The organism is Rhizobacter sp. P5_C2, from assembly GCF_054049715.1.
In genome coordinates this window covers 1-7,517 of the sequence record NZ_JBFULV010000174.1, presented here as the reverse complement: position 1 = coordinate 7,517, position 7,517 = coordinate 1, and the positions used below count along the sequence as shown (strand labels likewise).

Sequence of the window (7,517 nt, the reverse complement as noted above, 5' to 3'; positions counted from 1 at the left end):
GCCCGCTGCTGGTGGTGCAGGGCGCGCGCACGCCGGTCGCGCTGCGGCTGGTGGTCGGCATCGACCCGCTGCGCCGCGCCGACGACCTGCGCCCGTTGATCCTCGAAGCGCTCGGCGCGACGGGTGATGAGGGCATCGATGATTCGCGCGGCCTCTTCAGCTGGCAGCGCCGTCGCTTCGGCGAAGGCGTGCACGGCTCGCAGGTGGTCGCCGCGGTGCAGCAGGTGACGGGCGTGGCCTGGGTGCGGCTGGTGTGGATGACCAGCGGCTTCGGCCTGGCACTCGCGAACGTGCCGGCCACCCAGCGCTCGCTCGCTTGTGCCGGCGACCGCGTGCTGGCGCTGGACAGCGCCTCGCTGCAACTGCAGCTCGCGGCCGACAAGGAAGGGGTGACGCCATGAGTTCGCTGGGCCGTCCCAAGGCGAATACCGCAGTGCGAAGCACGGAGGTACTCCAATGAGTTCGCCGCGCCTGCCGCTGTTCGAGCGGCTGCCCGAGGTCTACCGAATGCGCGACACCGAGCAGTCGCCGCCGGGCCAGCTCGCTGCCTTTCTCGGCGCGCTCGAGGAGACCTTCGCCGCGCTGCACGCGCGCACCGATGCGCAATACCACGACCTGTTCATCGAGCATTGCGACGACTGGGTGGTGGCCTATTTGGCCGACCTGCTCGGCACCTCGCGGCTGGCCGGCGACCCGTGGACGCTGCGCGCCGACGTCGCGCGCACCGTGTTCCACCGCCGCCGCAAGGGCACGCTGGGCGCGGTCGAGTCGCAGGTGTTCACGCTGTCCGGCTGGGCCGCGCATGCGGTCGAGATGCGCGAGCGCCTGGCCTGGAACCAGCACCTGAACCACCAGCGGCCCGATGCCGGCGGCACGCCGCCGCTGCGGCTGCGCCTGGACATCGCATCGGCGGTGCGCGGCGGCACCGCGACGCTGCGCGACCCGGCGCTGCTGTCGCTGGTGGGCGGGGCCTTCGACCCGTTCGCCCGCGTCGTCGACGTGAAGCCGCCGACCGCCGGCCTGTCGGGCTGGAACCTGCCGAACCTCGCGGTGATGCTGTGGCGGCTGGAGGACTTCCAGGTGCCGCTGTCGCGCCCGCGCTTCCGCCAGATCGCCGCGGTGCCGGCCGCACCCTTGTTCCCCGATACCGCGGCGCTCGCGGTGCGCTTCGACGTGCAGGCCCAGGGCGAGCCGTGGCCGCTGTTCAACACCCACCGCTTCGAGCCCGACCGCGACCCGCCGCGCCTGGGCACCGAGGACGAGGTGCCCGGCCCGATGCCGCGCGCCCGCCTGACCGAGGGCACGCCGGCCGGCCGACCCGAGGCCTATGTCGAGCTGCGCACCTATGCCGTGGCGCAGGACGCGCGCCCCGGCCACGGCGCGGTCGGCCTGGTGCTGCACCTGCCGCAAGTGCCGTTCGTCGGCCGGGCCTGGCGTTTGCGCGGTGCCAACCTGTGCGCCTGGGAGACCGGCCTCGCGCCACCGCTGCGCGAGTGGGAGGTGGCGATCGACCCCGAGCGCGGCCGCCTGGTGTTCGGCACGCCCGATGCCGACCCGACGCTGCAGGCCGAGCCGCTGCGAGACGGCTTGCTGGTCTCTGCCACCTACGGCCTGGCCGGGCCGACCGGTGCGCACCCGGCACCGGCGCTGCGCACGCCCTTGCCAACGACCTGGCCGGACGAGCAGGCCTACGACCTGCTGCGCATCGACTGGTTCACCGACCCGCTCGCGCTGCAGCACGCGCTCGACAACCTGCCGACGCGGCTGCGCCCGCTGGTGATCGAGATCAACGACAGCCAGACGCACCGGCTCGATCTCACGGCCGTCGCGGCGATCGGCAACGACGCCGGCGTGCGGTCGCTGCGCCTCGCGCATGCGCTGTGGATCCGCAGCGCGCAGGGCGAGCGGCCGGTGATTCGGCTGGTGCAACCTTTGCGCGCGCGGCCGACGCAGATTGGTGGCGCCGGCGCGCCCGAGATCGGCCAGCTCTCACTCGTGCTCGAAGGCCTGTACCTGACGCGCGATGCCGCGTTCCCGGCCAGCGATGCGCTGGTGATGCAGGCGGCGCTCGGCGGCCTGCGCATCGCCGGCTGCACGCTGGACCCGGGCGGTGGGCTGGTGCTCGACGGCAGCGTCAACGGCAAGCGCGCCGACCTGCGAACCGCACTGCGCCTGACAGGGAACTACGGCCTCGGCGCGGTCGATGCCGATGCCTTCGACCAGGTGCCCGAGATCGACATCGAGCGCAGCATCACCGGTGCGCTGGCGGTCGACACCGGCTACCGGCTGACGCTCACCGACAGCATCGTCGACGCCGGCAGCGGCATCGTCGCCACGGCACCGGCGCTCGCGATCGGCGCCGCCAGCGGCGACCCGGAGCTGGCCTGGGGGCCCGACCTGGTGCTGCACGGCCTGACCTGCTTCGGCCGCACGCGGGTGCAGACGGCGCACGGCGAGGGCGGCCTGTTCGTGCACCGGCTGGAGGTGCACGACAACCAGGACAGCCACACCGTCGACGCGACACCCGGGCTGGTCGGCAGCTGCCTGAAGTTCTGCTGGTTCCGCGGCGACCACGACCGGCTGCCGCAGCACGTCGGCTGCGTGTTCGCTGCCGATGCGCGGCTGCGCTTCACCGCCGAGTGGCATGGCCGCCCGGGCTATGCGCAGCTGCGGCTCGACTGCGACCGCCGCGTGCTCCAAGACGGCCCGGCGAGCGACGAGATGGGCGCCTTCGGCTACCGGCTCAACACGCACAAGTGGAAAAACATCGGCATCCGGCTGCGCGAATTCATGCCGGTCGGCGTGCGGCCCCTGCTCATCCCGATCACTTGATCCCGATCACCTGAAGTTCACCTGAGGAATCCACCATGAAGGGCGACTTCTCTTTTCTTGCCAGCGACCCGCCTCCTCACTACAGCGGCGTGCTGCACCAGCAGGGCCGCGTGCTGCTGGACCGCGACTGGAACGAGGCCGCGGCCATCGCGGCGACCTGGCGCAGCGCGGTCGGGCGCGACACCTTCGGCGCCGGCGTGCTGGCGGTGCCGGTCTCGGGCACCGCGGCCTTCAAGGTGCTGGACGCCAGCACCGACGGCGCGGTGGTCAAGGTCCGGCTCGACGCCGGCCGCGCCTGGGCCGACGGCCTGTCGCTGACGCTGGACAAGCCGGCCAGCTTCCTCGCGAGCTACTTCGCGCCGCCGTTCCAGTCGCCCGCCGCCACCGCCAAGACCATTGCCGACGGCGTGCGCGACCTGGTGGTGCTGGAGGCCTGGGAAGACACGCTGAGCGGCTTCCAGGATCCGCTGCACCTGATCGAGCCGGCGCTGGGCGGGCCCGACACCACCGAGCGCACGCAGGCGTACATCAGCCTGAAGCTGCTGCGGCTGGGGCCGAACGAGGACTGCAGCGCGGCGGCCGGGCTGGCCGACGACCTGGGTTCTCGCGGCCGCTTGACGGTGTCACCGGCACCGGTGCTGAACATCACCGGCGACTGCCCGCTGGAGGCCGGTGGCGGCTACACCGGGCTCGAGCATTACCTGTACCGCATCGAGATCGCCGACCCGGATGGCACCGGACGAGCCCGCTTCAAGTGGTCGCAGTGGAACGGCGGGCTGGTCGGGCGCGGCCTCTTCACCGCCGGCGCGCCGGGCACCGCGACGCTCGCGATCACCGCGAACGACCAGATGATCAACCACTGCGGTCTGCAGGATTTCTACCTGGAGGCGCTGGCGCCGGACGCCGCGCGCGGCGGCTGGAGCGTGCGGCTGAGCGCGGACGCGACGCTGTCGCAGGACGGCGTGCTGGCGCTGAGCAACGTGCAGGGCGCGTGGCCGGCGGTGACGCCATCGAGCGGCTTCTTCCGGCTGTGGAACGGCATCGAGCTGGTGCAGGACTTTCCGCCAGGCGGCGCCAACCCGGTCGAGCTGAAGGACGGCATCCGCGTCGAGCTCGACGCCGCGAGCGCCGGCAACGCGAACTACCTGCCGGGCGACTACTGGACCTTTCCGGTGCGGGCCGCGGGGGCGGTGTTCGAGCCGGCACCGTGGCCGGTGAAGGCGCCACCGCAAGGCATCCTGCACCACCGCGTCGCGCTCGGCATCCTGAACTGGAGCGGGCCGCCGCCGGTCGACATCAGCTTTGCGAACGGCGAGATCGACGACTGCCGGCGCATCTTCCGGCCGCTGACCAACCAGAAGATCTGCTGCACCTTCAACGTCGGCGACKGGCGCAGCAGCCGCGGCGATTTCGATTCGATCGAAGAGGCGCTGCAGCACCTGCCGGCCAGCGGCGGCGAGATCTGCCTGCTGCCCGGTCTGCACACCACCAACGCGGTGATCGACGGCCGGAGCAACGTGCGCATCAAGGGCTGCGACACCAAGACCAAGGTGATCCCGCGCAAGGAAGGCGCGGCGCAGCCGATCTTCACGGTGCGCGATTCACAGAACGTGGTGCTGGAGCACATGGACCTGGTGACGCTGGGCGGCACCGCGATCGTCGTGGGGGCCAGCCAGCGCGGCGCGTGCAGCGAGATCGAGATCGCGCACAACCGGATCCTGGCCTGCACCAACGCGATCCGGGCGCGCCAGGTGCGCGGCATCCACATCCACGACAACCGCATCCGCATGCTCGACAAGCGCGGCAGCGACGTCGCGATCTACCTGGCCGGCGATGACGGGCTGATCGAGCGCAACGACATCCGGCTGGTGCCGGCGCCGGCGATGCCGCCACTCGACGTGCCGACCGAGCCGGACCCGCTGGACCCGAACGACCCGTGCGCGAAGTTGGAGATCGTCTACTTCAACCCGCGGCTGTTCGTGATTTATGTGAACGCGGTGTGGACGCTGCTGCTGCCGCCGCTGATCCTGCTGCTGCAGCCGTACCGGGCGCTCGGCGGCATCCAGCTGGGCGGCGGCAGCGAGCGCGTGACGGTGCTGGAGAACGCGGTGACCGGCGGGGCGGGCAATGGTGTGACGCTGGGCGGCACGCCGCCGGCCGCGCCGCCGGCGCAGGAGGATCCGAGCTTCACGCTGCCGCGCGAATCGGGCGTGCAGGGGCTCGTGATCGGCCCCGACGGCAAGCCGATGGCCGGCGTGCAGGTCACGCTGACCGACCTGGAGACCGGCACGGTGATCACGCCAGCGCCGAGCGACGCGAAGGGCGAGTTCGTGTTCGGCAGCAACCCGGCCAAGCTGCGGGTCGGCGAGGGCGAGGCGACGATGTCGATCGACAAGATCGACTTCCAGGAACTGCCGAACCAGCGCTTCTTCCAGCTGACCGTGGTGCTGAAGGCCGACGAGACGCCGCTGCCCGAGGACTCGGGCTTCTTGTACGACATCGCGATCGAGCGCAACGCGATCGAGGCGATGGGGCTGTCGGGCATCGGCATCGCGAGCGCTGCGGCGCCTGGGCCGAACACGCGCGCGAGTGCGCTGGCGCTGGCCGCCGACCGGCTGGGCACGCCGGTGATCGGCCTGGCGATCCGCGGCAACCGCATCCGCGGCTGCCTGCTGAACCTGTTCGACAACCTGCTGCGCGCACGCGCCGCGACGCAGGGCCTCGGCGGCATCTCGCTCGGCATGGTGCAGAACCTGGCCATCGTCGACAACGCCATCGAGCGCAACGGCACGAGCGGCGCGAACCCGGCGTGCGGCATCTTCGTGGCCTATGCGGAGGAGGCCGAGGTCACGCACAACCGCATCGTCGACAACGGCCCGCTGACGCCCGACATCACGCCGCGCGACCTGGTCGCGGGGCGGCGCGGCGGGATCGTGTTCAAGCTGGTGTCGAACTTCAACCTGCTCGATGCGCGGGCGCTGGCTGCGGGCGAGACCTTCAGCCAGCGGCCGGCCGCGCGCATCCACGAGAACGTCGTCGACCAGCCGGTCGGGCAGGCGCTGTCGGCGATCGCGTTCGGGCCGGTGCAGTGCAGCGACAACGCGTTCAGCAGCGAGCTGTCGGGGCTCAGCGCGGCCGAGGGCATGGCGGGCACCGTCTACCTGTACGACCTGGGCGGCGTGAACACCGCGCCGGCCGGCATGCAGCTGCTGCGGTCGAGCAACGTGGTCGACACCTCGGGCGTGGTGCTGGCCCTGGCGAATGACACCAAGGCTGCGGCGGCGCCCGCCCCGAGGGCTGCTGCCTTCGGCGGCTTCAGGGCCGCGCCGGCCGCGTTGCTGCCACAGCGCGACGCGGCGGTGGCGACGCTGTTCCCGGCCGGCAACGTGCTGTTCAGCGACAACCAGTCGCGCACCGGCCCGGGCAACACCAGCGTGACCTGCCACACGGTGGCGACGCTCGACGACCTGGGCTGGCAGCAGAACCAGAGCTTCAGCCTGCGCAGCGGCAACCTGCTGAGCAATGCGCTGCTGTACGGCAACACGCTGCGCGCGACGGCCAACCGGCTGAGCGAGCGCGGCGAGGAGACGCAGCTCTCGCTGCTGACGCTGGGCGTGCGGCTGAACAACACCAGCTTCAACCAGGGTGACCACTGCATCGTCGCCGAGGACCAGAACCCGGCGATGGCCGAGGTGCAGTACGGCAACCAGGTGCTGAACCCGGGGCCGCTGTGCCAGAGCCGCAGCCTGGTCACGGCCCTTCTCTTCAAGCCACAGGGGTGAGCCATGCCGCTGATCATCAACCGCGGGAACGCGAGCTTCAAGGGCGATGTCGAGAACCTGTTCGAGACGCTGCAGGCGCAGCGCGCCGACTGGCTGGTGCTGACGCGCGAGACCATGCTGGCGGCCCGCCTGCTGGCGCTGGCCGAGGCGAATCGGCTCGAGTCGGGCGAGGGCGGCAAGGACGACCCGCGCGCGGCCCGGCTGCGCGCGGCCGGCGACGCGATGGCGCGGCGCAGCGCGGCGCTGGTGGTCGAGCAGCAGATCGCCACGATCCGCACGCCGCCGGTGACCAAGACCGAGACGCTGCTGCAGGGCCGCGTCACCGACGAATCGGCGAAGGCGGCCGGCCGCGTGACGGTGACGCTGATCGACGAGAAGGGCACGCCGGTGGCCGGCGTCGAGCCGGTGGAAGCCGACGACGCGGGCTACTACGCCTTCGTGCTGCAGCCGCAGCAGGTCGAGGCGATCGGCGCGACGCGCCAGCTCACGCTGCTGGTCGGCACCCAGGGCGGCAAGCTGGTGCCGGCAGCGGCCACGCCGTTCACGCTGGCGAGCGGCAAGATCCGCGTCGGCGAGACGCGGCTGCAGACGGTGGAGCTGGAGAAGCTGCAGTTGCGGGTGGCGGCGAAGTCGGTGGTGCGGGTCGGGAAGACGGTGGCCGCGCCGGTGGCGCCCGTCGCGCAGGCCGCCCCGGCCAAGGCTGCCGAAACGAAGACGGCTGCTGCGAAGACGGCCGCGAAGAAGCCGGCCGCGAAGAACGTGGCGGCCAAGAAGGCGGCACCGAAGCCGAAGCGCTGATCGCGGCGACCCCCGAGGCTCCGGCATGAAACCGCTGCATGGCACCGACACCGCCGCCCGAGCGTCGGTCACTCCGGTCGCTCCGGCCACGCCGCTGCGCAGCAG

4 protein-coding genes are annotated in these 7,517 nt (G+C 71.9%); all 4 read left to right on the top strand.

The window, feature by feature from the left end; translation table 11 throughout:
* Window positions 1-401, top strand: a 401-nt coding sequence (locus ACXJLU_RS31950) for a hypothetical protein (protein ID WP_457337772.1), incomplete at its 5' end; no start/stop codon positions are given.
* Between the two features lie 55 nt (window positions 402-456).
* On the top strand, window positions 457-2,832 hold the full coding sequence (locus ACXJLU_RS31945; RefSeq protein ID WP_457337771.1) for a hypothetical protein: 2,376 nt from the start codon (window positions 457-459) through the stop codon (window positions 2,830-2,832).
* 35 nt (window positions 2,833-2,867) lie between these two features.
* Window positions 2,868-6,614: a DUF6519 domain-containing protein gene (locus ACXJLU_RS31940; RefSeq protein ID WP_457337770.1), complete on the top strand. Its 3,747-nt coding sequence runs from the start codon at window positions 2,868-2,870 to the stop codon at window positions 6,612-6,614.
* 3 nt (window positions 6,615-6,617) lie between these two features.
* Window positions 6,618-7,412, top strand: coding sequence for a hypothetical protein (locus tag ACXJLU_RS31935; protein WP_457337769.1), 795 nt, complete (start codon window positions 6,618-6,620; stop codon window positions 7,410-7,412).
* Window positions 7,413-7,517 lie beyond the last annotated feature (105 nt).